Here is a 25,629-nt window from a genome sequence, read left to right on the forward strand (position 1 = left end):
ACGTGGCCCTACCGGGCGGGGACGGTCGCGTCCTCCGGCGGCCAGGTCGTCCAGGCCGCCGGCAGCGTGCGCTCGCCGGCCAGCGTGTGCGCCGCGGCGAGTGCGGCGGCCCAGGCCTCGCGCTGGCCGCGCGCATGGAACACGGCCACCTGTAGCGCGGCGCAGCCGTAGTCCTCGCCGGCCCAGGCGGCGGCGCGGCCGGCCAGCGCGGCGGCCTCGTCCAGACGCCCGCGCGCGAGCAGCCAGGGGACATAGGCGCCGGCGACCCAGGCGATCTGGGCCGGCGTGCCGGCCGCGTCGACGCGGCGCCAGGCGGCCTCGTAGAGCGCGGCGGCCGGATCGGGCCGGTGCGCGTGGTCGTTCCATTCGGCGGCGGCCAGCGTCAGCAGCGGCGAGGCCTCGGCGGTGCCGGCCACGTCATAGGCCGGTTCGCGCGGCAGCGGCGCGGTACCGAGCGCGATGCGGGCCTGCTGGCGCAGCCGCAGCAGGTGGGCGTAGCGGTCGTGGCCGGGGCCGGCCGGCCAGGTCGCCAGCGCGCGATCGGCGGCCGCCAGCGCGTCGGCCCAGCGGCCGCGCCGCGCGGCAAGGTCGGCCTCGAAGTCGTGCAGGTAGCGCAGCACCTCCGGCCGCACCGTCTCGCGCCGCGCGGCGGTCTCGGTGAACAGGGCCTCGGCTTCGCCGTAGCGGCCGAGTGCCAGCAGCACGCGACCGCGCCGGCAGGCCACGACCAGCGAGAACGCCGGATCGGCGATGCGGTCACGCAAGGCCCAGAGCCGGTCGCTGGTCGCCAGCGCATCGGTCCAGCGCAGCAGCGCCGCCTGCGCGTCGTAGGTGGCGGTCAGCACGAACAGCAGCCGCTCGGCGGCACCGAATGCCTCGAAGCGCTCGGCCGCGATCGCCAGGTACGGCAGCGCGCGCTCGGGACGGTCGCGCTGCGCTTCGAGCACGCCGAAATTGGCCTCCACCTGGGCGGCGCCGAGCGGGTCGGCCGCCTGGCGCATCGCCAGGCGCGCCTGGCCAAGGTCGGCCGAGGCGGCCTCGTAGCGGCCGAGCGCGACCCGTGCCGCACCGCGCGTGGCCAGCGCATCGCCGAGTTCCTGCGGCCAGGGGCCGGCCGCGAGCGCCGGGAGCGCCGCGTCGAAATCGCGCTCGGCGCTCTCGAACCGGCCACGCCGGAAGTGGATCTTGGCGCGCAGCGCGATCGCGCGCGCCTGCTGCACCGGATCGGCCTGGACCTCCGGCAGCGCCAGCAGGTCGGCCAGGGCCGCTTCGGCGGCGTCGAGCCGGCCGGCGCGGAAATCGATCTCGGCCAGGCGCTGGCGCACCTCGGGCCGCTCGGCATCGGCCGGGGCGAGCTGCTGGAGGATCGTGCGGGCCGTGTCGAGCGCGTGCGCGAGCACGGCGGCCTGCGCCTGGGCCAGCCGTTCGCGCAGCGCACCGTCGCCCGGCAGTTCGCCGGGCGGTGTGCGGCCCAGCGCGGCGAGCAGACGGTCGCTGGCCTGGCGCGCCGCCTCGACCACCTCGCGGGCGCGGCCCTCGGCGCGCTGCGGCAGGCCGTCGGCCGGCACCGTCGCCAGCGTCACCGTCCAGGCGCCGTCGGCCCGATGCGCACGGCCTTCGACCAGGGTGCCGGCCTCGAGCAGGCGCGCCAGCGCGGCCCGGTCGGGTGCGGCATCGGTCATCCGGTGCAGCGCGGCGATCACGGCCTCGCTCGGCGCGACCGGCAGCGCCGCCTCACGCAGGCGGCCGGCGACCAGGTCCATCACGCCGAGCCGGACCCATTCCTCCGACGGTCCCGCACTGACCGCGACCGGCAGCACCGCGATGACCGGGGCGGCCGCCGGCACCGGCCGCGGCGCGGTAAAGCGATGGAGCGCGCCGGCGGTAACGATCAGCAGCGCCAGCGCGAGCAAGGCCCAGCCGATGCGGCGCGGAATACGCGACGTGCGCGGCACCGCGGCGGGCGTCGCCTGCGCAGGAGGCGGCGGCTCGGACTCCGGCGCGATGGGTGCGGCCGGCACGTCCTCCACGTCGCTGGCGATCACCGGCATGATCCAGCGATAGCCGAAGCCCGAGACGGTGCGGACCACGCGTTGCGTCTGCGCGTCGTCGTCGAGCATGCGCCGCGCACGCACGATGGTCTGGTTGAGGTGGCCGTCGGAGACGTCGACCCGGCCCCAGACCGCCGCGACCAGCTCGTCGCGGCCGACCGCGCGGTCGCGATGCTCGACCAGGTAGGCGATGCAGTCGAACACCGGCCGCGTCGGCGCGCACAGCGCAGCGTCCTTCCACAGCTCGCGCGCGGCCGGGGACAGGCGAAACGGGGGAAAGCGGTACTCGATGCGGCTCACGCCGGCACCTTATCGCGTCTGCCGGCGGCGGAGAAATGACGGTGCAGGCGGTCGCGGCGTCAGCCGCCGGCCAGCGCCTCGACCTCGGCGATCAGCCGCGCACGCACCTGGTCGCGGCTGTAGTTGTCGAGCACATAGCGGCGCGCGAGGTCGGCCTGGCGCGCGCGCTCGGCGGCGTCGAGCGCCATCGCGGCGTCGAGCGCGGCGTCGAACGCGGCCTGGTCGTGGTAGACGAAGCCGGCACCGCTGCGGGCGACGTGGTCGGCGAGGATCTCGCAGCGGCCGTTGACGATGTTCGGCGTGCCCTGCGCCATCGCCTCCAGTGCGACGATGCTCAGGCTCTCGTACGGCGAGGGCTGCACGAAGGCGACCGCGCCGGCCATCAGCGCGAACTTGCGGTCTTCCTCGACGAAGCCGAGCACGCTGACGTTCGCGTCGTCGGGCACCTGCATGATGTTGTGCCCGGTCAGCAGCAGGCGCAGCGGCGAGGCCAGCCGGGCGGCCTTGTAGGCGGCGAACCACTGCAGCAGGTGGTCGCAGCCCTTGTTGATGTCGATGCGGCCGCAGTAGAGCAGGTACGGCGTCGCCTCGCGCGCCGGCGGCGCCGGCTCGGTGGCGACGGTCATCGCGACGAGGTTGCCCGAATCGCGATTCCACAGCCGCCCGCCGAGGTGCCGTTCGGCCTGCGTGTTCCACAGGATGCGCGGCACGTTGCGCGCCATCTGCCCGACCGCGCGCAGGTAGGCCGGCGGCTCGTCGTGCAGGGTCGGCACCAGGCCCCAGCGGCGGTGCGGCATCGCGCGCACGCCGTCGAACGTGGTCGGGTACAGGTAGGTCAGGAAGATCACCGCCGCGTAGTCCTCGCCGTGCTGGCGCAGGTGGTCGTAGAGGTCCGGGCAGACCGGCCCCTGTGAGCGGATGAACTCCTCCTCCAGCGCCTCGGGCCAGCCGTAGCGGTCCTGGTCCGGTGCACCCGCGGTGGCCTCGAAGCGGTCGAGCACGCGCCGGTGCAGGCGGCCGAAGTACGGCTTGCGGCCGTGCTCGACGCGGAAGCGGCGGATCGTCACGCCGTCGCGCTGCTCGACGCCGGCCGGCAGGTCGTTGTCCCAGCGGATGTAGTCCATCGCCGTGGAGGTCAGCACGTCGACGGTGTAGTCGTCGGCGAGCAGGGTCGCATACTGCCAGGCATGGGCTTCGGCGCCGCCGACGAGCTTCTCGTGGCAACGCTGGACGACGATCGCGACGCGGCGTTTCACAGGGCCGGCTCCAGGTAGCGCAGGAACCGCTCGCGCAGCACGCGGCTCGCATAGGTGGTCTGGTAGCGGCGCAACGCAGCGCCGCGCAGGGTGTCGCGCAGCGCGCCGTCGCCGAACAGGCGCGCGGCGCTGGCGGCGAACAGGTACGGGTCGTTCGAGGCCCATGACAGGCCCGCGTCGGCCAGCGTCTCGGGAATGGCGCTGGTCGCGCGCGCGACGATCGGCGTGCCGAGCGCCATCGATTCGGCCAGCGGCACGCAGAAGCCCTCATGCTCGCTCAGCAGCATGAAGACGTGGCTGGCGAGGTAGGCCGCCTTGAGCTGGCCCTCGCTGGCGCCGTTGATCCAGCGCACGCGGCCGCCGAGGCGGTGATGGTCGATGCGCGCGCGGATACGGTCGGTGTAGACGGCCAGGCGTGGATCGATCTTGCCGAGGATGACCAGCCGCGCCGGATCGCCGTAGGCGTCCACGTAGGCGGCGAACGCGTCGACCAGGTCGACATGGCCCTTGTTCGGCGCGATGCGGCCGACCATCAGGATGTTCTTCGCGCCGTCGGTCAGCTCGTCGACGAGATCGAGGTCGGCCTCGGCCTCGGCCAGCGCGTCGATCCGGTGGAACGGTGCCAGCACGCCGCCGCGCGCCGGCGTCAGGCCGGCCTCGACCAGCTCGGCCAGGTTGTAGCCCGAGGCCCCCAGGTACAGCTCGCAGCCGAGCGTGGCGATCGCCGCGATCTCGGCGCGGCCGCCGCGGCAGGCCTCGACGTAGTCGCCGGCGATGCCCTCGAAGAAGGCCGGCGGCGTGACGTTGTGGTACTTGACGACGCGAAAGCCGCGGCAGCGCCGCAGCAGGTCGATACCCTTCTTCCACCCCATCGAGTAGTGGTAGATCACCAGGTCGTCGCTGCCGCCGGCGAACGCGGGCAGGCGCTCGGCCGGGTAGGTCTTCTCGCCGATGTCGCCGGCCGCGTCGCAGAAGATGCGGGTCTCGATGCCGGCGTCGACGAGGATGCGGAACATCGCCATCGCGTCGGCGCCGACCGCGTCGCGGCTGGCGATGTTGGGGATCAGGATCGCGGCTTTCATCGGTACGGGCTCCGCGCGCGGCGGGAGGATCGGTTGGGGCGGCCGCTGTGCGCAGCGCGTCCGCGCGAGGCGCCGGAGCCGGTGGCGGACGGATCGCGCGGCATCGTCGTCAATCGAACCGGCGCATGACGGCGGCCAGCTCGCGCTCCAGCACGGCGGGCGCGAACGCGTCGCGATAGCGCGCGCGGCCGTGGTCGACGAGGTGTTCGCGCAAGGCCGGATCGGCGTAGACGCGGCCGACCGATGCGGCGATCAGGTGCGCATCGCGGTCGTCCCAGACCAGGCCGGCGTCGCCGAGCGTCCACGGGATCGCGCTCGACCCGTAGGCGACCGCCGGCGTGCCGAGCGCGAGCGCCTCGATCAGCGGCACGCAGAAACCTTCGTGCGCGCTCAGCATCACCAGCGCGGTGGCGGCCTCGTAGGCGGCACGCAGGGTCGGTCCGTCGGCGTCGTCGATCAGGGTGACGTTGCCGCGCAGTCCGAGCTGGTCGATACGGGTCCAGAACGCATCGCCGTAGCTGGCCAGCGCCGGTGCCAGCTTGCCGACCAGCAGCAGGTGCGACTGCCCGTCGACCTCGCGCACGCAGGCGGCCAGCGCCTCGGCCAGCTCCAGGTAGCCCTTGTTCGGCACGATGCGGCCGACCATCAGCAGGAGCGGCGCGCCGCCGTTGTCGGGCAGGCGCCGCGCATCGGGCACGAGGGCGGCCAGGTCCTCGACCGGATGGAACGGCGCCAGCACCGCCATGCGCGCCGGGTCGACGCGCTCGGCCGCGAAATCCTCGAGATTGAACGGCGAGCAGCCCAGGTACAGCTCGCAGCCGAGCCGCGCGAACGCGCTGATCTGCTTGCGGCCGTTGCCGCAGGCGGAGACGTAGCCGTCGGACCAGCCGCGGAAGAAGTCCGGCGGCGTGACGTTGTGGTAGCGCACGACGCGGCGCGCGCGGATGCGGCGGAACAGCTCCAGCGGAAAGTCCCAGGCCGTGCAGAAGTGGTAGATCACCAGATCGTCCGGCGAGCGGATCCAGCCGGCCAGGTCCTCGTGCGAGAGCACCGGCTCGTCGATGCCGTGCGCCTCCATCGCGAACAGCGCCACCTCGTGGCCCTGCGCGCGCAGCGCCGCGGCCATCTGGCGGGCATCGTTGCTGACGGCATCGTAGGCGCGCAGCCCCGGCACCAGTACCGCGATTCTCATGCGGCGCATCCGGTCATGGACGGCGCGCGAGCAGGGCCGGCGTGCCGTCGGCCGCGTCGACCCGGCGCACGTCGAGGAAGCCGGCCGCGGCGAGTGCCTCGGCCACCAGCGCCGGTTCGATCGTCGCGCCCGCGGCGCCACCGTCGAGCCGGTCGGCGATCGCCGCCGGACTGTCGGTGAACGCCAGCAGCAGCACGCCGCCGGGCTGCAGCGTGCGCTGCGCCGCTGCCAGCAGGCCGGTGACCGGCAGCCGGCGCAGCACGCCGGCGAGCCCGAGCGCGGTCAGCGCGCCGAGCGCGCCGTCGCCGGTGCGCACCAGCGCGGTGGCCGGATCGTCGAGGAACGAGGGCAGGTCGCCGGCGTCCGCGGGCTCGATCGCCAGGCCGCGCTCGGCGAGCGCCGCCTGCCAGTCCTGGCCGCTGGCCAGGTCGAGCACGCGGCCGGTGCCGGCCGCGGCGGCGAGCGCATCGCGCCAGCCGGCCAGGCGCGGCGGGCGCCCGGCGTCGCCGGCCAGGTGCCGCGCCACGACGGTCGCGGCCAGCGTGCGGGCCGAACGGTTCGCCGCGTCGTCCGGATTCTCCAGCGCGGCGATCGTCTGGCGCAGCGAGGTCAGCCAGTGGTTCATGCTGAGCACGTGGTGGCGCAGCTCGTCGAGCTGGCCCTGGATGCGCGTGCCGGACAGGTCGCGCACGGCATCGAGCGCAGTGTCCACCGCCGCGAAGCGCCGCTGCGTGGTGGTCGCCAGGCCGCCGAGTTCGACCTGGACCCGACGCAGGTCCTCACCGGCGCGGTTGATGCGATCGAGGTGCTGCTCGATCAGGCGCTGGTGTTCGGCGATGTCGCGGGTATGGTCGTCGAAGCGCGCGTCGAAGGCCTTGCGCAGGTCGCGGGCATGGGCGACGTGATAGGTGTCCGACGCACGCAGGTGGTGCATCAGCTTGGGCAGGCCGGCCAGCGCGAACAGCCACTCGGCGACGTAGCCGAGCACCGGCACGCGGAACAGCTTGGTCAGCAGGTAGCGCGGCCGCAGGCCCGGGATCGGGACGCCGACCTCGCGGCCTTCCGGCGAATAGCGAAGATTGCCGAGGATCTCGACCTTGCTGGCGCCGGCGGCCAGCAGCCGCAGCTGCACCAGTTCCCCGGGGCCGTCCGGCGGGCGCTTGAGCACCGCGCGGAACGCGTTGTGCAGGAACTCCAGGTGGTGCAGGCCGGACAGTTCCGGAATCGTGCGCACGCGCGGCGCATCGGCAGGGGCATCCGGCTGGGCCGCGGCCGGCGGCGCTTCGCGTCGCGGCAGCGGCGAGCGCCGGCGCGCCGCCTCGGCTTCGGCGCGGATCTCGTCCTTGATGCGCGCCAGGTAGGTGTCGTCGGTCTGTTCGGTCACGGGCGGTCGATGAGGTTGGAAAGCCGGCGGACACGCGCTCGCGCGCTGTCCGGGCGAAGCTCGGATCGGAGCATCGGCTCCGGCGCTCACTCGCGGGACGGCACGCGGCCCTCGCCACTGCCGGCCCCGACGGCGAGCGGCATGATGCCATAGGCCCGCGCCGCGGTTGTATCGATGAGGACGTAGCCGGGCCGGGCGCCGGCGGTCAGGTGCGGCAGCGCATCGCGATAGCGCGTGCGGCCGGCGGCCCGCGCGGCCGCGAACGATGCGGCGGAGGTGCCGCCGGCCGCCAGCAGGGTCGTCTCGACGAACTCGGCCTGCCGCCGCTCCGGGTCGACATAGAAGCCGACGAAGGCATGGCCGGGGACCAGCACCAGGAAGGTCGGGATACCGAGCCGCTCGAGCACCGAGGCGATCAGCACGCTGGCGTCCAGGCAATGGGCGCTGCCCCGCTGCCAGGTCTGGCCGGGCAGCTGCACGCGCTGGCTGTACAGGTGCGGGCCGGCCTCGATCGCCAGCACCTCGGCCGAGTAGCGCAGCCCGCGGCGCACCAGCTCGGTCCAGACCGCCTCGGCCAGGGCCAGCCGACGGCTGCGTCCGCGGGTCCCCGGCACGGCCTGGGCCGCCTCGGCCAGCAGGCCGGCGCGGCCCAGGATCGCGTCGACCGCGGGACTGTGCGGGTCCACGTAGGCCGCGAAGATGCCGGCGAGATCGACCGCCTGCCCGTCGCTGGACACGTAATAGAGCGCCTCGTCCAGCCCGTGCAGGCGCACGTCGACCTCCTCCGCGGCGGCGGCGCCGGCGCTTTCGAGCCGGACCGCGAGCACCTGCCGGCGCGGCGCCGCCAGGGCCTGCACCGCGGCGGCGTCCCAGGCCAGGCGCGGCCACCACTCCAGCGACTGGCCGGCCGCCAGCCCGGTTTCCAGCACGGCCGGCGCGCGCAGGCCCGGCGTCTGCACACGCAGGCGTACGGTGCGGGCCGCACCGGGATTCTCGACGTGGATGCGCAGCAGGCCGGTGCCGCCACCGTGCGGGGCATCGCCACGGACCGCCTGCGACAGGTCGAGCGCGGGATAGAGGTCGCCCGGCGGCGTCAGCTCGACCCGCAGGCGCGGTTCGGCCGCCGGCAGCGGCGCCGTCGCGCCCAGCCAGGCGCCGAGCACGAGCGGCAGGCGCCGCAGACAAGTTGCCAGCCAGCACATCGGGCGACTATCGTTGCCGCCATCACCCGTTGTCCAGCCTGCCTGCCGCTGCACGGCGGCGGATGCCCGTCCCGACTTCCCGGAGGCTTCGATGCAACGCTCTGCCCTGCTCCTGCTGTCCCTGTCCATCACGCTCGGCCTCGCCGGCTGCGAGCAGAAACCGGCCGAGGCGCCGACGGCCGCGCCCGCTACCGAACCGGCGGCCGCACCAGCGGCAGCGCCCGCCACCGCTGCCACGCCGGCACCCCCTGCCGCGCTGCCGGAGGGCGAGTGCGGCGACCAGAGCGCGCTGCCGGCCGAGGAGCGCGTCGCCAACACGCCGCGCTGGAGCACCGCCAGCGAACAGGACAACTTCGGCTTCGAGGTCTTCCGCAGCGACAGCGAGACCGGCGAGTTCGCGAAGCTGACCAAGGACCCGATCCTCGGCGCCGGCACCACCGACGAGTCGCACAAGTACTCGTTCCGTGACGACACGATCGACCCGTGCAAGGAGTACTGGTACTACGTCGAGTCGATCTCCACCGCCGGCGTCCGCGAGAAGTTCACGCCGACGTTCAAGGCACCGGCCAAGCGCGTCGCGAAGAAGACCGCCACGCCGTGATCCGGCCATGACCGTCCCGCCCGCGCAGCTTGCGGCGCGTCGGGCGGGACGGCGCCGCTGGTCCCTGGCGGCGCTGGCGCTGCTGGCCGCCTCGCAGGCGCTGCTGTGGTGGGCGTACTACGCTGGCGGCCCCAAGCAGTTGATCGGCGACGAGGGCGGCTACCTGGCCGCCGCCCAGGCGATCCTGGCCGGCGGCCCCTGGCATGCCAGCACGATCTGGCCGCCGCTGCAGCCGCTGCTGATCGCCGCGATCACCGCGGTGGCCGGACCGCACCTGCTGGCCGTGCAACTGGTACAGACCGCGCTGCTGGCCGGCTGCGCGGCGCTGCTGCGCAGCCTGTGGCGGCGCATCGACGGCCGCGTGGCCGCCGCCAATCTCGCCGCGGCGCTGTTCCTGCTCAATCCCGGCACGGCCGCCTACGCGCACTGGCTGTGGCCGGAGGTCGTGCACCTGTTCCTGGTGCTGGCCGTGCTGCGCCTGCTGGCGAGCGACGCATTGGTTCCGGCACGCGCCGCGCTGGCCGGCGTCTGCACCGGCCTGGCCCTGCTCGCCAAGAGCCTGCTGGCCGCGTTCTGGCCGGTGCTGCTGCTGGCCTTCGTCGGTCGCGGCCAGGCGCGCGCGCGGCTGCTCGCGATCGCCGCGTTTCTCGCCGGCGCCGGCCTGGTCACCGCACCGGCGCTGCTCCAGGGCTGGCGCGACTACGGCACGCCGATGATCGCCGACAGCTCGGTCTACAACCTGTGGATCGGGCTGACCGATCGCTGGCGCAGCGACTACGTCGAGGACATGGGCGGCCTCACGCTGCCCGCGTTCATGGCAGCCGGCGACACGCCGCAGGCGCGCAACGCCGCCACCCGCGAGAAGATCGACGCGCTGGTCGCCGAACGCGGCCTGCTGCGGATCGCGGCCGACCAGCTCGGCCGCCAGTATTTCCGGCTGTTCAACGCCAAGACGCCGCTGGTCTCGCAGCTGCCGGGGCCGGCCTGCGCCGGTCACCTGGCGGCCTACCGCACGGCACCGTGGCTGACCGGCACGCTGACCGCGGCCAATGCGCTGTTCCACACGCTGATCCTCGCCGGCGGCGCCTTCGGCCTGGTCGCGTGGCGGCGGCGTCCGGACCGGATCGCGCTGCTGCTGGTGCTGTTCGCCGGGTACCAGCTCGCCTTGATGCTGCCGCTGCACGTCAAGGCGCGCTTCCTGTTTCCGCTGCTGCCGATCGCCTGCGGCCTGGCGGCCAGCTGGCTGGTCTCGCTGGCGCGCCGGCGCGCGGCCGCGGCCGGCGCGGGTCCGATCGCGTTCACGCCGCTGCGGCTGGCGGCCGGCGCCGTGCTGGCCGCGCTGGTGCTGGCGCTGGCGTGGCTGGGACCGGTGCTGGACCGGACATGCCCGCCGTGATCGTGCTTCTTCGCTGATCTGCGGGAATCGATCGGCCCGTCGCTCTCCCTCTGGTCGTTGTTGCCGTTGCCGTGCTCTCGCCCTTGCTGTTGGCGCCTGAAGCGAGCCGAGCATCGCAGGTCGGCCAGGCCGCAGAGCTGCCCCGTGTCTGAGCGAAGCGAGTTGGGGCAGCGTGCCTGGCTGGCCGAGAAGCGCAGGGGACCGGCGCGGCGCAGCCGCGGCGGCTCGCGCCGGCGACCACGGTTTTGGTTACTTTTGCCAAGACAAAGAATTTCCAGGAGAAATTCTTGTCGTCGCGTAGCGACGGCCCGGAGGGCGGCCGCCAGGGATGGCGGGCCGCAAAAGTGACCCGCGCGCGCAGCGTGCGGAAGCCGTTGCTCTGATCTTCTGCTGTGGTTTTCCGATGAGGATCGCTGGCACAGAGAAAAGCCAGATCAACATCAAGAGCTTTCGTCCGCTGCGCGGCCGAGTCCCTTTTGCGGCAGCCATCCCTGGCCGCCGCCCTCCGGGCCATCGCTGCGCGATGTCAAAAATGTCTCCCGGACATTTTTTGATGGGCCAAAAGGAACCAAAAGCCCTCTGCCCGGCGCAAGCCGATCCGGCTGCGCCGGACCGGTTCCCTGCGCTTCTCGGACGAGGAGGCACGGCGCCCCAACTCGCTTCGCTCAGACACGGGGCGCCTCTGCGGCCTCCTCGCCCTGCGATGCTCGGCTTGCTTCAGGGCGAAAAAAGCAAAAGCCACAGCCACAGCAACAGCCGAAGCCGAAGCCAGAGCCGGAGCTGATCCGAAGCCCAAGGATCCTGCAGATGGGCGAACCCCCTCCCTTTTTCGGTATCCTGCGCGGCCTGACCTCACCGGTTCGCGCATGCGCCAACACGTCATCGAGCTGATCCTGTTCAGCACCTACGCGGAACTGCGCGCCGAACGCGCCCGCAACTACCTCGGCATCATCTGGTGGCTGCTGGAGCCGGCGATGATGATGGGCGCGTTCTGGCTGGTCTTCGACGTGATCCTGAAGACCGGCGGCCCGGACAACCTGGCGTTCCTGCTGACCGGCCTGACGATGTGGCAGTGGATGAAGTCGTGCATCACGCACGGCGGCTACGCGATCTGGTCCAACCTCGGCCTGATCCGCCAGGCACGCCTGCCGCTGATCGTGTTCCCGCTGGTGCAGATGCTGGCCGACACGGTCAAGTTCTTCTTCATCTTCGCGCTGCTGGCGGTGATCCTCTGGCTGCTCGGCCATCCGCCGACGGTCGCCTGGCTGGCGCTGCCGGTGATCTTCGTGGCGATCTTCCTGTTCGCCGCCGGCGGCGGCTTCATCCTGGCGGCGGTGGTACCGTTCGTGCCGGACGTGCGCTTCGTGATCGAGCAGGTGCTGACCGTGGTGATGTTCCTGTCCGGCGTGGTGTTCGCGCTGACCAACATGCCCGAGAAGGTGCATGCGGTCATGCAGTGGAATCCGGTGGCCGGCCTGGTCGACGCCACCCGCGGCGTGGTGATGTACGGACGCTGGCCCGACTGGGGCGCGCTGGCCAAGGTGGCCGGCGTCTCCGCCGCCGTCTGCGCGCTCGGCATCACGATGATCGTGCGCCTGACGCCGCGCTATCCGAAGCTGGCGGCCTGACATGTCCGACGAAGTCCTGATCGAGCTGGAGAACGTCGGCGTCGCCTTCAACGCCACCCGCAGCATGCGCGGCGGCCGCTACTGGGCGCTGGAGGACGTCAGCCTGCGCCTCAAGCGCGGCGAGCGGCTCGGCGTGATCGGCCGCAACGGCGCCGGCAAGAGCACGCTGCTGCGCGTGCTGGCCGGCATCCTGGAACCGGATCGCGGCCGCGTGCGGCGCGGCCCGGTCTCCTGCCAGCTGCTGTCGCTGGCGCTCGGTTTCATGCCGTACCTGACCGGCCGCGACAACGCCGTGCTGTCGGGCCTGATGCTCGGCCTGCGCCAGCGCGAGATCATCGCCCGCCTGCCGGCCATCCGCGAATTCTCCGAGCTCGGCGATTTCTTCGACGAGCCGATCTCCAGCTATTCCAGCGGCATGGTGATGCGCCTGGCGTTCTCGGTCGCGATCCAGGTCGAACCGGACGTGATGCTGATCGACGAGGTGCTGGCCGTGGGCGATGCCGAGTTCCAGCAGAAATCCGGCGCCGCGCTGCGCGAGCGCATGCGCCAGGGCCACACTGTCGTGCTGGTCAGCCATTCGGAGCCGGAAGTAGCCAAGCTGTGCGACCGGCTGCTGTGGATCGAGCACGGCCGCAGCGTGATGGAAGGCGACCGCGACAGCGTGTTCGAGGCCTACCACCAGCAGCTGCACCTGACCGGGGCGGCCGCGTGAACGCGGAAGCCGCCACACGCCTGGCCGGCGCCGCGCGCCGCCGCGGGCTCTCGCCGCGGCAGCTGCTGGTGCTGGCGATGCACCAGATCGAGACCGGTACCGCGCCGGCGGCCGCCGCGCCGGTCGAGGCGGCCGATCTGCTGCTGACGCCACCGGCGCGCTACGCGCGCGACGACCTGGCGCGTCTCCTGGCCCGGCTCTGGCCGGACACGCGCACGGAGCCGTGAGGTGCGCGGCGCGACGCTGATCGTCCTGGCCTGGAACCAGTGGCCGCTGACCCGGCAGTGCCTGGACTCGCTGCTGGCCAGCGCACCGGCCGATGCCGACCTGCTCGTCGTCGACAACGGATCGACCGACGAGACGCCGACCGCGATCGCCGCCTACGGCGACCGGTTGCGCTACCTGCGCCTGCCGGAGAACCTCGGCTTCGTGCGCGGCATGAATGCCGGCATCGCCGCGGCGCCGCCCGACAACGACGTCGTGCTGCTCAACAACGACCTGATCTTCACCCAGGCCGACTGGCTCGACCGCCTGCGCGATGCCGCCTATGCGGCACCCGAGCACGGCATCGTCGGCTGCCGCCTGCTGGGTGGCGAGGGCGAGCCGCGGCTGTTCCACACCGGCGGCTTCATCGAGCCGGAAGACCTGTGGGGCCAGCAGAGCGAGTCGGGCCTGCAGGAGATCGACATCGGCCAGTACGGCCGGACGCGTCGCGTGCAGGCGGTGGCCTTCGCGCTGGCCTACCTCCGGCGCGACTGCATCGATCGCATCGGCGTGCTCGACGAGGCCTTCCACAGCTACTACGAGGACACCGACTACTGCCTGCGCGCGGCCGATGCCGGTATCGCCAGCGTGGTCGCCGGCGCGGTGACGCTGCACCACGTCCAGCACGGCTCCACCCAGGACGACGGCGGCTTCCGCCAGCGCCTGTGGCAGGACAGCCGGCGCAGCTTCGCCGCGCGCTGGCAGCAGCGCCTGCGCGCGGGCTACCGCGGCACGGTGCTCTGGCAGGGCACCACCGCCACGCCGCAGGCCCATGCGCACCTGGCGCGCAAGCTGGTCTGGCGGCTCGACGCCCGCGGCCTGCGCATGGCCTATGCGCCGGTGCGGCGCGAGGTGCTCGATGCCCAGGACTTCCGCCTGGAACTGGCCGCCCGGCGCAGCCTGCCGGCGCGTCCCGAGGCGGCGCTGTACTGCGCCGCCGAACCGCCCGACAGCGCAATCGTCGGGCGGCGCCGGCTGGCGCTCGCCTTCGGCGACTGGGACCGCGTGCCGGCGGCCTGGGCCGAGCGCTACGCGCAGTGCTACCGGCTGCTGGTGCCGGACCGGTTCCAGGCACAGGCCTTCACCAGCGCCGGCTATCGGCGGCCGATCGACGTGGTGCCGCTGGGCGTGGATCGCGCGTACTTCCATCCGCAGGCCCGGGCACTGGCCCGGGCGCCGGACCGGACCGTGTTCCTGGCCGTCGTCGAGCGCTTGCGCCGTGACGCTCCGGAGCGTCTCGTCGCGGCGTTCCGCGCGGCGTTCCACGCCGACGATCCGGTCGAGCTGCTGGTCTACATCCGCCCGGGCGACGACGAGCTGGCGATCCGCGAGGCCGTCGAGCGCCTGTCCGCCGGTGCCGACGCGCCGCGCATCACGGCGCTATCGGGCTGGTCGTTCCCGGCCCAGCAGCGCGCCGCGCTGATCGCCGCGGCGGACGTCGTCGTCAGCGCACGCCGCGGCGCCGGCTGGGATCCGCTGGCGCGCGAGGCGATCGCCTGCGGCCGGCCGCTGATCGCACCGGCCTACGGCAGCCAGCAGGACCTGGTGGAGACCTACGGCCATGCGGTCGAGTACCGGATGGTCGCCGACCCGGCCGAGCGCGGCGCCTTGTGGGCCGACGTCGACGGCGAGGCCTTGACGGCGCGCCTGCGCGAGGCCTTCGCGCAGCGCGAGGCCTGGCGCACGGCGGCCCTGGCGCAGGCGGACGGTTTCGCCGCCGCGCACGACCTGGACGCCAGTGCCGACCGGCTGCACGAGCAGATCACCCGCGACGGCACGTTCACCGCGCCGCAGCCGGCGCCGCCGGTCTTCGGACCGGTCGACCTGGCACGGCCGGCCGGCGGCCAGCTGGTGGTGCTCGGCATGCACCGCTCCGGCACCTCCAGCGTCGGTGGCCTGCTGGCCACCCTCGGCGTCTGGCCGGGACCGGACGAGCGCCTGCTGCGCGGGCCGGACAATCCCAAGGGCCACTACGAGCACGCCGACCTGCACATGGCCTGCGTGCGCCGCCTCGCCGCCGCCGGCGGCGACTGGCAGCGGCCACCGGTGACCGCACCGGCAGCGGCGATCGATGCGTTCCGCCGCGAGGCCGCCGCCGTGCTCGACACGCTCGAGCCGCGCCGCCCCTGGTTCATCAAGGAGCCGCGGCTGTGCCTGCTGGCGCGTGAACTGCTGCCGCTGCTGACGCGGCCGGTCTTCATCCACGTCGTGCGCGACCCGGTCGAGGTGGCCGAATCGCTGGCACGGCGCGACGGCATGCCACGCCACCAGGCATTGGCACTGTGGGAGCGCTACACGGTGGAGGCCTTCAACGCCAGCCTCGGCCAGCCGCGCGTGCTGGTCGACTACGCCGCCCTCGTCGACACGCCGCTGGCGACCGCGCAGGCACTCCATCACGAGCTGGTCGCGCTCGGCGTCGCCGGCCTGGCGGCACCGCAGGCCGAGCGCGTGGCCGACTGGATCGAGCCGGGCCTGCGCCACGGCCGCTCGCATCCGGGCGCGCTCGACGTCTTGACGCCGGACCAGCGCGCGCTGCAGGCCGCCATCGCCGACGGCAGCATCCTGGCCGAGCGCACGGCACGCCCGCTTCCGACCGACCGCGACGGCCTCTCCACGCGCCGCGCCGGCTGACGATGGCGGCATCGCGCCTGCCGCTGCTGCTCGACGCCGACTGGGACGGCCATCGGCTGGTGCTGCGCTTCGCCGCCGATGCCGGCCTGCCGCCGGACCGGCGCGTCGCGCTGGACCTGGACGGCACCTATTTCACCGACCTGCCGATCGACGCGCGTGGCATCGCCGCGCTCGCGTTCCCGTTCGCGCCGGCCGGCCGGCGGCGGGTCGCCCTGCTGCCGCGGCTCACGCGCGACGGGCCGCCGCTGCTCCGGCAGCCGCTGACGCTGGTCCTGGCGACCACCGACGACGGCGCCCAGCTGCTGCCGCCGGGCGCCGATGCGATGGCACCGGCGGTCGCCGTCGTCGTGCCGGTCTACAACGCCGCCGACGACGTCGCGCGCTGCCTGGCCTCGGTGCTGCGCCACACCACCGGGCGGGCGCGGCTGATCGTCATCGACGACGCCAGCACCGACCCGGCGGTCGCGCCGCTGCTCGCGCGCTACGCCGGACTGGCGGGCGTCAGCGTGCTGCGCAATCCCGACAACCGCGGCTTCACCGCCACCGCCAATCGCGGCATCGAGGCGGCCGATGACGCGGACGTCGTGCTGCTCAATGCCGATACCGAGGTCGGGCCGCACTGGCTGACCGGCCTGCGCCGCGCGATCGCCAGCCGTCCCGACATCGCCAGCGCGACCGCCGTCTCGGACAACGCCGGGGCGTTCTCGGTCCCCGAGCTGGAATGCGAGAACGCGCTGCCGGCCGCATGGAGCTTCGAGCAGTCCGCGCGCGCGCTGTGGCAGGGTGCGGGGCTCGCCTACCCGATGCTGCCGACCGGCAACGGCTTCTGCCTGTACCTGCGCCGCGCCGCCCTCGATGCGGTCGGCCTGCTCGACGCACAGGCGTTCCCGCAGGGCTACGGCGAGGAGAACGACTGGTGCCAGCGCGCCGCGGCGGCCGGCTGGCATCACGCGGTCGCCGGCAACGTGCTGGTGCGCCATGCGCGCAGCCGCAGCTTCGGCCACGCGCGCCGCATCGCGCTGGGCCAGGCAGGCATGGCCGTGCTGCGGACGCGCTGGCCGCGCTACGAGGACGAGGTCGGCGCGACGCTGTTCTCCTACCCGCGGCGCGTGCTCGACTGGCGCGTGCGCCGCCTGTTCGCCGGCGCCACGGCGGCCAACGCCCCGCGGCCGCGCGTGCTGGGGCTTGCCGGAGCCGCGATGACGGATGCCGGCGCCGAGGCCTGGCACATCGAGCCGGTCGCGGCGGACGGCTGGCGGTTGCTGCGCAGCGACGCCGGCGGCGGCCGGACCGCAGTGGCCGAAGGCACCGGCCCTGCCGCGGACCTGCTGTGGGACTGGCTGCAGCGCCACGCGATCGAGCAGCTGGCAGCTGGCGGTGCGCCGTCCGCGCTGGCCGAGGCGGCCCGCGCCGCCGGTGCGCGGCTCGGCATCGACTGGTCGGACGATGGCCGCATCGCCGACAATCCGCGCTCCTTCGGAGACCCGCCGCATGCCTGACCCGGTAGCCCCGCTGCCCTACGCCCGCGCGCTCATCACCGGCATCGGCGGCCAGGACGGCGCCTTGCTGGCGCAGCACCTGCTGGCCGCAGGGGTCGCCGTGGACGGCACCTACCGGCCCGGCGGCGCGACACCGGCCTGGCGGCTGGCAGAGCTGCGCATCGGTGCCGATCCCGGCCTGCGCCTGCATGCGCTGGACCTCGGCGACGCCGCCGCCTGCCGCGAGCTGGTCGCCGCCGTGCGCCCGCAGGCGATCTTCCACCTGGCCGGCCAGTCGCGCGTGGCCGATTCGTTCACCGATCCACTGGCCAGCATCGCCGCCAACGGCGGCTCGACCCTGCACCTGCTCGAAGCGTTGCGCAACGAAGCGCGCGACGCGCATTTCGTGCTGGCCGCCAGCGCCGAGATCTTCGGCCGGCCACGGCAGGCGCCGCAGGACGAGACCACGCCGCCGGCGCCGGCAACGCCCTACGGCGTCTCCAAGCTGCTCGCGCACACGGCGGTCGGTGCATGGCGGGCCAGCTACGGCCTGCGCGCGAGCAGCGCGATCCTGTTCAACCACGAGTCCGAATGGCGCGACGAGGCCTTCGTCACGCGCAAGATCACACGCGCCGCCGCGCGCATCGCGCTCGGCCGCGAGGACGCGGTCGCGCTCGGCAACCTCGATGCCGAGCGCGACTTCGGCTATGCGCCCGAGTACGTCGCCGCCCTGGCGGCGATGGCCGCCCAGCCGCACGGCGACGACTTCGTGCTGGCGAGCGGCCGGGCCGCGCGCATCCGCGCGTTCGCCACGCTGGCCTTCGCCGCCGCCGGCATCGCGCTGACCTGGCGCGGCAGCGGCGCGGAGGAAGTCGCCGTCGACGCGGCCGGCCGCGTGCGCGTGACGGTCGACCCGGGCCTGCTGCGCCCGGTCGATGCGGCGTTGCTGCTCGGCGACGCGGCCAAGGCGCGCCGCGTGCTCGGCTTCGCACCGCAGGTGGACCTGGCGGAACTGGCCCGGCGCATGGTGACGGCCGACCTCGAGCGCGAGGGCCGCGCATGAAGGTGATCTTCAACGTCGATGCGATCACTGCGCCGCTGACCGGCATCGGCCGCTATGCGCTGGAGCTGGCACGCGGCCTGGCGCGCCACCGCGACATCGAGACGCTCAAGCTGTTCTCCGCCTACCACTGGGTCGACGATCCGGAGCACGCGCTGCGCGCCAACCGCACGATAGCGACCTTGCGCAAGCGGCTGCCGTTCAAGACCGCGGCGCTGGAGCTCTACACGCAGATGCGCGGCACGCTGTTCCGCGCGCATACGCGGCGCATGCGCGGCTTCCTGCTGCACACGCCCAACTACGTGCTGATGCCGTTCGACGGGCCGATGCTGACGACCGTGCACGACCTGTCGTGGATGAACTACCCCGAGACGCACCCGGTCGAGCGCGTGCGCTTCATGGACCGGCACCTGCCGCCGTCGCTCGAACGCGCGCGCTTCATCCTGACCGACTCGCAGTTCATCGCCGACGAAGCCGTCCAGCGCCTGGGCGTGCCGCGCACGAAGCTGCGCGTGATCCCGCTCGGCGTCGATCCGGTCTATCGCCCGCGGCGGCCCGACGAGCTCGCCACCGCGCTGGCGCGGCACCAGTTGGAAGCCGGCCGCTACCTGCTGGTGGTCGCCACGCTGGAGCCGCGCAAGAACCTGGTCCGCCTGGTGCGCGCCTATGCGCTGCTGCCGGCGGCGCTGCGCGCTGCGTATCCGCTGGTCATCGTCGGCGCGCGCGGCTGGCTCAACCGCGAGCTGGAGCGCGTGCTCGGCCCGCTCGAAGCCGCCGGCGTCGCGCGCCGGCTCGGCTACGTCGACGAAGCGGACCTGCCGCTGATCTATGCCGGTGCCGGCGCCTTCGCGTTCCCGTCGCTGTACGAAGGTTTCGGCCTGCCGGTGCTCGAGGCGCTCGCCAGCGGCGTGCCGGTGCTGACGTCGAACGTCTCCTCGATGCCGGAGGTCGCCGGCGACGCCGCGCTGACGATCGATCCGCTGGACGAGACCTCGATCCGCGACGGCCTGGTCCGTCTGCTGGAGGACGCACCGTGGCGCACGCATGCAGCGCAGGCGGGCGTCGAGCGCGCACGCGCCTTTCCGTGGTCGCGCTGCGTCGAGGAAACCATCGCGGTCTACCGCGAGGCCTTGGCCGACGGCTGACCGGCCTCGCGCGCGTCGGGTGTTCCTGCGTGCCGTACGGCGCCGCAAGGTGTTCGCTACGAGGCTGCCTGCAGCGAAGGCCGTCGGCATCCCGGCGTGCCCTGTAACGGGAACCGTGCCCGGCCTGACTCGGCGACGCTCGGGTCGATGAGAACCCCCGGCGATGCCTGCCGGACGCGCATGCGTTCTCCCGGATGCGCGAGGCCAGGCGCCGGATGGCGCCCGCGTCGGGATCCGACCCGGGTCCGGCCCGGGGCGTCCGGAAAGCGCAGGGATGCGGCCTGTTGACACTCAAATGAGAATCGTTATCATTCACGACACCTCTCGCAACAGGAACGGTTCCATGCTCACGACGTCCAGCCTCTCCACGGGATCGGCGCACGATGCCGCTCCGGTTCGCATCGCCACCGCCGACAGCCCACGCCCGCCGCGCGCCGAACAGCGCGCCCCGCGCATCGACAGCCAGCGCCTCCTCTCCGGTGGCCGTGAGCTGGTCATCGATCACGCCGGCCAGGAATACCGGCTGCGGCTGACCCGCAACGACAAGCTGATCCTCACCAAATAGGTTCGCCCGGCCCGCAGCGGCCGATGTCCCGGATCTGCGGCGGCGCTCCCCCGCGCGTCCGCATACGCTCCAACGTCGCCTAGCCAGCCGGAAACCGTCCCGCCATCCACGGTTGCCATGCCAGCCAGCGCTCCGTTCGGAACTCCCCGGCGTCGCCGGTCCGCGGCCGCGCGCGCCATGCCCCGCCCGGCGGGGCGGCGCTCGATTCGATCCGCCATCGACCGGCCGGACCCTTGGCCTCCAGGCAGGAAACACGCATGAGCGACGGCTACCCGCTTCACGATCCAGCGCTGTCGTGGGAGCCGGCCACGACCGGCTTCGACCCGTTGCCGGCCGCCAACGACGCACCCTCGCCGGTTCGCGACGACGACCTGGTCCGCCTGGCCGACTGGCTGCCACGCCTGGGGCCGGTGCTGTGGATCCATCGGGATCCGCGTCCGTCGCCGCACGAACGCGCCTGCATGACCGCGCGCGGCGTGATGCTGCTCGATCATCCTGCGTTGTCCGCGCTCGCGCGCAGCACCCAGGTCGTCGCCGGCTCCGCCGTGACGCCGCAGGGTCCGCGCGAATGGCTGGCCGTGCGTGACGTGCAAGGCCGTGCCCAGGCCAAGCTGTTCCTGCTGCCCGACACCGACTACCTCGCCTGGGATCGCCTGCTCGCCGATCTCGGCAACCGGACCGACGAGGAGCCGATCGGCAGCGGCAGCCGCTGGCAGGCACCGATCACCTACCTGCGCGGCGCACTGGCACGGCTGGGTACGCCGTGGCGCGCGAGCGTCCTGACGGTATCGGTCAACCGCCTGCCGTGGCTGCACGCGCTCGGCGCGCGGCCACCGGCGGCGATCTCGCCGCTGGGCCTGGCACTCGCCCGGCTGATCGCCACCGACGAACGCGCCGACTGGGCCGGTGCCCCGGTGTCCGTCTGATCGTGCATCGTCCGTCGCGCCCCGGCGGCCGCCCGGTCGCATCACGCCACCGCTCCCTGCGCCCCTTGCCGCCGGCGCAGGAGCGTCCTTTTTCGTTCCCCGAGGATTGAACATGCGCCTGCTCGCCATCGCCGCATCGGCCCTAGCCCTCACCGCCTGCGCCGGCACCGCCCCCAAGAAACCGGCCGGCGCGACGGCCGCCACGCTGCCCGCCGCACCGGCCGTCTACACGCGTCCCTGCGCCGGCCTGCCGCCCACCGCGCAGAACACCTTCGAATGCGACCGGCGCAGCATCCTGGCGATGGCCGGCGAGTTTCGCGTGCGCTTCACGTTCGACGAGACCGCTGCGCTCGCGCCGGGCTACCAGCCCAAGGCACCGCAACGCTCGGGCGGCACCGAGCTGGTCGAGGTCGTCAGCGACGACGGCGCCAGCATCGTGCTGCAGCACATCCTGGTCATGAAGATGGGCGAGGATGTCCACGTCATCAAACACTGGCGCCAGGACTGGCACTACCAGCCGACGCAGATCCTGCGCTATCGGGGCAACGGCCGCTTCCAGACCGAGCCCGTCGCCGCCACCGATGCCGAAGGCGCCTGGTCGCAGGTGGTCTATGAAGTGGATGACGCGCCCCGGTATGCCGGCATCGGCCGCTGGCGCCACGACGCGGGCGTGGATGCCTGGGAATCGGACCTCACGCGCCGGCCGCTGCCGCGCCGCGAGTTCACCAAGCGCAGCGACTACCAGGCGCTGGACGTTATCAACCGCCACACGCTGACGCCGGCCGGCTGGGTGCACGAGCAGGACAACACCAAGGTCGTCCTGCGCGCCGACGGCACCGAACAGGCGCTGGCGCGCGAGCACGGCATCAACAGCTACACACGCATCACCGACCACGACTTCGGCCCGGGCCGCGCGTACTGGCGCAAGACGAAGGCCTACTGGGCCGACGTGCGCGCCGAATGGGCACGCGGCTTCGCGCTGCACCCCAGCTTCGTGCTGAGCCCGGAGCCGAACGGCGAGCCGCGCATCACCGAATTCTTCGCGCAGGCCGAGCGTGCCGGCAACGGCGAGACCGTCAGCCGTGCCGAGATCGACGCGGTGATGACACGCTACGGACTGGCGCTGACCGAAGAATCGATCACGCCGTAACGTCGGCTGCCGTCGCGCCAGCCGGCACGGTACGGCGCGACGGTTCTCTTCGGAACGGCGGCGCCACGGCGTCCTCGGCTACACCGGGGGTCGATGCGCGACCGCCCGCGCAAGCTCCGGCCCGGTGCGCGATGCGGTACGACGCCTTCGTCTCGCGCGCATGACCTGAAGCCCGCCGCCGGTATACTCGTGCACGGACGACCCGTGGCAGCGCGATCGCCTGCCGGCACCCGTCCGCCAACTGGGGGAAAACTCATGTCGCATCCGATTCGCAGCGCATCGATGCTGCCGCTCGCATTCGTCCTGGCTGCCACCGCGGCACTGGCCGCCAAGGGTGATTCGAAGGTCATCTTCGTCAACCAGTCGAACTGGTCGATCAACGAGCTGTACTTCGCGCCGACCAGCGACTCGGACTGGGGCGAGGACCATCTGGGCAAGCACACGCTCGCCAAAGGCGATCAGCTGACGCTGACGGGCGTGGCCTGCGGCACCTGGGACGTCAGGGTCGTCGACGAAGACGGCGACGAGTGCATCGTCGAAAGCGTCGATCTGTGCGGCGACACCGACAAGTGGGTCATCAAGGACAGCGACCTGCTCGCCTGCCAGGCCGCGACCGAATGATGTTTCGGCGCCGGGCGCCGGCAGCCCTGGGCCGCCGGTGCTGACCGATTCGAGGAAGACCTCCATGCCCTCTTTCACGCGCGCGATCCGCCCCTACGTCGACGCCGAACTGCAGGCCGCGGATCGCGCGCTTGCCGAGGACGATGCGACGCGCGCCTTCGTCCATCTGGAACGTGCGCATGTACTCGGGCAAGCCTCGACGATCGAACACGTCCGTGTGCACGTGCGCATGTTGTACTGGGGCTTCGCACAGCGGAATCTGCGCGAAGTCCTGGGCCAGCTGCTGCGCATCGCCGGCGCGGCGACCAAGACCGTATTCGGCCTGGTGCCGCACGGCAATACCGGCGGTGCCGACATCAGCCCATTCCGACGCATGCCGGTTCCGCCCGATCTGGACGCGCTGATCAGGCACGCTCGCGAGCGTTGATTCGGCACACGACCGCCGTATCGCCGCTCCAATCACTCAACGTGGCGCCGATCCGACACGGCGCGCCAGAATACGCGGCGAAACCGGGTGCCAGAAACGCACGGCAACCCGAGGATTGTCCTGTTCGGCTGGTCTTGCACGGCGAGCTTCCGGGCTGCCGTGACGATCGGGTCGCTCGTGCGAAACCTTGCGTGCATGCGGGTTCATCGGTCGCACGGCGACCTTCGACGAGAAGGTATGTCCCGGCGCTTCCTCGGCGTCCGGCAGCCGCTTGGACCGGGACGGGGCTTCAGCCTGGACACCTTCCGGCGGCCGCCTGGTCCAGCGCACGCGGCCGACTGACCGCGGCAATGAGCGTGTAGCTGACGACGAGCAGCAGGAACCACGAGCCGAGCTTGCCCAGCCTCACCATCGACCAACCATGGGTCTGGTGCGGATACGTCCACGTGCGAGTCCACGTGCCGAGATTCTCGGCGATCCAGACAAACAGCGCGACGAGAAAGAGACCGAGCAGGAGCGGCATGCGTCGATGCACCCGCCAGATGCGGTAGTGCACCCAGCAACGACCGAACAGCACGGCGCTGGCGGCGAACAGAGCGACCCGCAGGTCGATGAACCGGTGATGCGTATAGAAGTTCACGTAGATCGCGAGAGCGAGCAGGCCGAGCGCCCAGATCGGCGGATGTCGCGTGAAGCGGAAATCGAACAGGCGCCAGCATCGCGCAATGTAGCTGCCGATCGCGGCGTACATGAAGCCCGAGAACAACGGCACTCCGCCAATGCGGAACAGGCCGGCCTCCGGATACGACCAGGAGCCGACCTCGGTCTTGAACACCTCCATCGCGGTACCGATGAGGTGGTACATCAGGATCACCTTGGCCTCTTCGACGGTCTCCAACCGGCTGCCGAGGAGAATGCCCTGGATCGTGAGCGCCGCGAGGAACAGGAAGTCATAGCGCGTCACGTACGCGTCGTGCGGGTAGTACAGGTGCGTCGCCACGATCAACGCGACCATCGCCCCGCCGAACACGCAGGCCCAGGCCTGCTTGCAGCCGAAGATCAGGAACTCGGCGATACCCTCGGCAAGGCGATGACCGCGGGTGTGTGGACGCGGGCGCTTCCGGGCCGCGAGAACGCGCGCAATCGACGACCGCGTCAAGGCAGCGGTAAAACGCGGTTCGCGCATTAGGCGCATGTGGAAGGTCCGCCCGGTTCGACCGCCGCAGTTCAACGCGAATCTGCGCGACGGCGGCGACGGTGAAATGGCGTTCTTCTGACATCGGCGGGCAGCGCGCGGGCAATTGCGTCTTCACCGGCCCGCGCGCCGGTTCGTGGATCGCCTGCTCTGGCAGACGTGGGCAGGTTGCGCGCCCGCGTCAGTACCACTCCAGCAACGAAATCCCCACGCCGAAGTACCAGGCGCGGTGGTTGTAGTCGATCAGGCTTTCACCGTAGCCGTGGAACACCTGCACGTGGCCGCGCAGCTCCTCGGCGATCGGGAAGCCCCAGTCGAACTGTGCCGCACCGTGCCAGTCGCCCTTGAACGAGTTGCGGACCAGCAGCGACAGCTGATGCCGGTTCGTCACGCGGATCAGCTGCACCTCGCCGCGGCCGATGTAGTCGCTGATGTCGGGGTTGTCGTCGTCGTGGCGGCTTTCGGGAATGCGGTACCAGGGACGCAGGTTGAGGGTCCAGCCGTCGCGCTCGAAGCCGACGTTGCCGACGATGCGGTTCCAGCTGCGCGAGAACGGATCGCCGCGGCCGTTGGACTGGTGCACGGCACCGATGCCGAGCAGGCGGCCCTTCCAGCCGAACAGGTCGTAGTTGGTGCGGAAGATCAGGTTGACGTCGGGCTCGTAGTTGGTCTCGCGGAACGGGCGCGAGGTGGCGCTGTTGAAGACCTGCCAGTGCGAGACCTGGGTGTAGCCGGTCCACAGGTCGCCGTTGTCGCCGAAGATGTTCTCCCACAGCTTCGCCTTGAAGCTCAGCTGGAACTTGAGCTCGGACCGGTCGATGTCGAGCGCGTCGGTGACCTGGTTGTCGGGCGAGGGAGACCCGGGCTCACGGTTGAGGCTGGTCGCGTAGAACGCCGGCAGCAGGTAGACGGGACGGTAGGCGCGCAGGTGGAACGTGCCGAGCTTGGAGTCCGGATCCAGCTCCCAGCGCGAGTCGAGCAACGAGACCCGGGGCTTGGGTTGCAGGCCGGTGTCGTGCCGGAAGACCTCGGGTGCGGCCTTGGCGGTCTTCGATGCGGGCTCCAGGGCTTCGGGCGGCGCGTCGGCGATCACGCCGGGGGGCAGTTCCTTGCGCCCGGCGGCGACGTCATAGCAGGCCAGGCGCGTGCTGGCGTCGGCGATCCCGACGCACTGCGAAAGATCGACTTCGGCCGCAATGGCCGGCCATGCGGCGAGCGCCAGGGCGCCGAGCGCGGCGGAGGGGACGCGGCAACGCGCGGTACTCGGGGACATCGCAGCACTCCGGCATGAACTTGCAGGCGAGGGCGTGGCCTGCATAATGCGACGCTATCGACTTCGCAGGGACAGGGCAAGCAGGCTTGC

Annotated in this window: 22 protein-coding genes; 14 read left to right on the forward strand and 8 right to left on the reverse strand. The window is 72.4% G+C overall.

Annotation, left to right across the window (positions count from 1 at the left end):
• Positions 1-8: 8 nt before the first annotated feature.
• The 6 genes from I596_RS16915 to I596_RS16940 form a co-directional block, all read right to left on the reverse strand.
• Positions 9-2,351 carry a winged helix-turn-helix domain-containing protein gene (locus I596_RS16915; protein WP_067650664.1) on the reverse strand — a complete coding sequence of 781 codons (2,343 nt, stop codon included), beginning with the start codon at positions 2,349-2,351 and terminating at the stop codon, positions 9-11.
• 59 nt (positions 2,352-2,410) lie between these two features.
• Positions 2,411-3,607, reverse strand: coding sequence for a glycosyltransferase family 4 protein (locus I596_RS16920; protein ID WP_067650666.1), 1,197 nt, complete (start codon positions 3,605-3,607; stop codon positions 2,411-2,413).
• Positions 3,604-4,689 (reverse strand): glycosyltransferase, encoded by a 1,086-nt coding sequence (locus I596_RS16925; protein ID WP_067650669.1) that lies wholly within the window; start codon positions 4,687-4,689, stop codon positions 3,604-3,606. Before I596_RS16925 ends, I596_RS16920 begins: the two co-directional genes overlap by 4 nt.
• Positions 4,690-4,798: 109 nt before the next feature.
• The gene (locus tag I596_RS16930; protein WP_067650671.1) at positions 4,799-5,881 is read right to left on the reverse strand and encodes a glycosyltransferase family 4 protein; all 1,083 of its coding nucleotides are present in this window, start codon (positions 5,879-5,881) and stop codon (positions 4,799-4,801) included.
• Positions 5,882-5,894: 13 nt separating this feature from the next.
• Positions 5,895-7,265: a spectrin repeat-containing protein gene (locus I596_RS16935; protein WP_067650675.1), complete on the reverse strand. Its 1,371-nt coding sequence runs from the start codon at positions 7,263-7,265 to the stop codon at positions 5,895-5,897.
• 86 nt (positions 7,266-7,351) lie between these two features.
• Positions 7,352-8,467: a hypothetical protein gene (locus I596_RS16940; protein WP_067650679.1), complete on the reverse strand. Its 1,116-nt coding sequence runs from the start codon at positions 8,465-8,467 to the stop codon at positions 7,352-7,354.
• A 91-nt stretch (positions 8,468-8,558) separates the two neighbouring features.
• On the opposite strand from I596_RS16940, the gene I596_RS16945 reads away from it, so the two are divergent.
• From I596_RS16945 to I596_RS17010, 14 genes are all read left to right on the forward strand, one after another.
• Positions 8,559-9,068 (forward strand): hypothetical protein, encoded by a 510-nt coding sequence (locus I596_RS16945; protein ID WP_067650682.1) that lies wholly within the window; start codon positions 8,559-8,561, stop codon positions 9,066-9,068.
• 7 nt (positions 9,069-9,075) lie between these two features.
• Positions 9,076-10,464: a hypothetical protein gene (locus tag I596_RS16950; protein ID WP_067650685.1), complete on the forward strand. Its 1,389-nt coding sequence runs from the start codon at positions 9,076-9,078 to the stop codon at positions 10,462-10,464.
• An 866-nt stretch (positions 10,465-11,330) separates the two neighbouring features.
• On the forward strand, positions 11,331-12,092 hold the full coding sequence (locus I596_RS16955; protein WP_067650687.1) for an ABC transporter permease: 762 nt from the start codon (positions 11,331-11,333) through the stop codon (positions 12,090-12,092).
• Position 12,093: 1 nt separating this feature from the next.
• The gene (locus tag I596_RS16960; RefSeq protein ID WP_067650689.1) at positions 12,094-12,804 is read left to right on the forward strand and encodes an ABC transporter ATP-binding protein; all 711 of its coding nucleotides are present in this window, start codon (positions 12,094-12,096) and stop codon (positions 12,802-12,804) included.
• Positions 12,801-13,031, forward strand: coding sequence for a hypothetical protein (locus I596_RS16965; RefSeq protein ID WP_067650692.1), 231 nt, complete (start codon positions 12,801-12,803; stop codon positions 13,029-13,031). The genes I596_RS16960 and I596_RS16965 overlap by 4 nt, the downstream gene beginning before the upstream one ends.
• 1 nt (position 13,032) lies before the next feature.
• A complete protein-coding gene (locus tag I596_RS16970) occupies positions 13,033-15,699 on the forward strand; it encodes a glycosyltransferase (RefSeq protein WP_067650694.1) in 2,667 nt (888 codons plus the stop codon).
• A gap of 2 nt (positions 15,700-15,701) precedes the next feature.
• Entirely contained in the window at positions 15,702-17,198 is a 1,497-nt protein-coding gene (locus I596_RS16975; protein ID WP_067650697.1) for a glycosyltransferase, read from the forward strand.
• A complete protein-coding gene (locus I596_RS16980) occupies positions 17,191-18,240 on the forward strand; it encodes a GDP-mannose 4,6-dehydratase (protein WP_067650699.1) in 1,050 nt (349 codons plus the stop codon). The genes I596_RS16975 and I596_RS16980 overlap by 8 nt, the downstream gene beginning before the upstream one ends.
• Positions 18,237-19,382 carry a glycosyltransferase family 4 protein gene (locus I596_RS16985; protein WP_067650701.1) on the forward strand — a complete coding sequence of 382 codons (1,146 nt, stop codon included), beginning with the start codon at positions 18,237-18,239 and terminating at the stop codon, positions 19,380-19,382. Before I596_RS16980 ends, I596_RS16985 begins: the two co-directional genes overlap by 4 nt.
• Positions 19,383-19,725: 343 nt before the next feature.
• Entirely contained in the window at positions 19,726-19,947 is a 222-nt protein-coding gene (gene hemP, locus I596_RS16990) for a hemin uptake protein HemP (protein ID WP_083965681.1), read from the forward strand.
• 257 nt (positions 19,948-20,204) lie between these two features.
• Positions 20,205-20,873, forward strand: a complete 669-nt coding sequence (locus I596_RS16995) for a hypothetical protein (protein WP_067650703.1) — start codon at positions 20,205-20,207, stop codon at positions 20,871-20,873.
• 112 nt (positions 20,874-20,985) lie between these two features.
• A complete protein-coding gene (locus tag I596_RS17000; protein WP_223303863.1) occupies positions 20,986-22,023 on the forward strand; it encodes a DUF6607 family protein in 1,038 nt (345 codons plus the stop codon).
• 255 nt (positions 22,024-22,278) lie between these two features.
• A complete protein-coding gene (locus I596_RS17005; protein WP_223303864.1) occupies positions 22,279-22,644 on the forward strand; it encodes a hypothetical protein in 366 nt (121 codons plus the stop codon).
• A 37-nt stretch (positions 22,645-22,681) separates the two neighbouring features.
• A complete protein-coding gene (locus tag I596_RS17010; protein WP_223303865.1) occupies positions 22,682-23,071 on the forward strand; it encodes a DUF3703 domain-containing protein in 390 nt (129 codons plus the stop codon).
• A gap of 289 nt (positions 23,072-23,360) precedes the next feature.
• Here I596_RS17010 and I596_RS17015 read toward each other — a convergent pair whose 3' ends face one another.
• On the reverse strand, positions 23,361-24,266 hold the full coding sequence (locus I596_RS17015; RefSeq protein ID WP_150132234.1) for a DUF817 domain-containing protein: 906 nt from the start codon (positions 24,264-24,266) through the stop codon (positions 23,361-23,363).
• Positions 24,267-24,447: 181 nt separating this feature from the next.
• Complete coding sequence (locus I596_RS17020) at positions 24,448-25,539, reverse strand: phospholipase A (RefSeq protein ID WP_067650712.1); 1,092 nt, start codon at positions 25,537-25,539, stop codon at positions 24,448-24,450.
• Positions 25,540-25,629 lie beyond the last annotated feature (90 nt).

Origin of the sequence: Dokdonella koreensis DS-123 (assembly GCF_001632775.1) — a bacterium.
GTDB classification, from domain to species: Bacteria; Pseudomonadota; Gammaproteobacteria; order Xanthomonadales; family Rhodanobacteraceae; genus Dokdonella; species Dokdonella koreensis.